The following is a 589-nucleotide window of genomic DNA, read 5'->3' on the forward strand; positions in this document are numbered from 1 at the left end:
TATCGCAAGGCGCAACAAGAGCACATCACCATCCCCAACGTGTTGGAGCGACAGTTTGCCGTGACGGCCCCCAATCAAGTTTGGTGTGGCGATGTAACCTATATCTGGACCGGCCAACGCTGGGGTTATCTGGCGGTGGTGATGGACCTGTTTGCCAGAAAGCCGGTTGGCTGGGCGTTCTCGTTCTCACCTGACAGCGAGTTGACGATGAAAGCGCTGACCATCGCTTATGAGCAACGAGGGCAACCACAGGGGGTCATGTTTCACTCGGACCAGGGTAGCCATTACACCTGCCGTCTATACCAGCAGCTGTTATGGCGCTATCGGATAACCCCGAGCATGAGCCGGCGAGGCAACTGTTGGGATAATGCACCGATGGAGCGATTGTTTCGCAGCCTCAAGAGCGAGTGGGTGCCAGAGCATGGCTACCAAGACATGGTCGAAGCCACGGAAAGTATCACAGCATATTTAATGGGGTATTACAGTCAGACGCGCCCCCATGACTACAACGGTGGTTTAACCCCGAACGAATCTGAGCGGCAGTATTGGGCTGCTTATAAAACCGTGGCCAGTTTTACTTGACCACTAC

General features: G+C 54.5%; 1 protein-coding gene. It reads left to right on the forward strand.

All coding sequences use genetic code 11. The annotated features are described in order from the left end of the window. A partial coding sequence (locus BN1133_RS16785; RefSeq protein ID WP_050667609.1) for an IS3 family transposase occupies positions 1 to 582 on the forward strand: 582 nt, incomplete at its 5' end. Between the last annotated feature and the right edge of the window lie 7 nt (positions 583 to 589).

This window comes from Aeromonas schubertii, from assembly GCF_000820105.1.
Lineage (GTDB): Bacteria > Pseudomonadota > Gammaproteobacteria > Enterobacterales > Aeromonadaceae > Aeromonas > Aeromonas schubertii.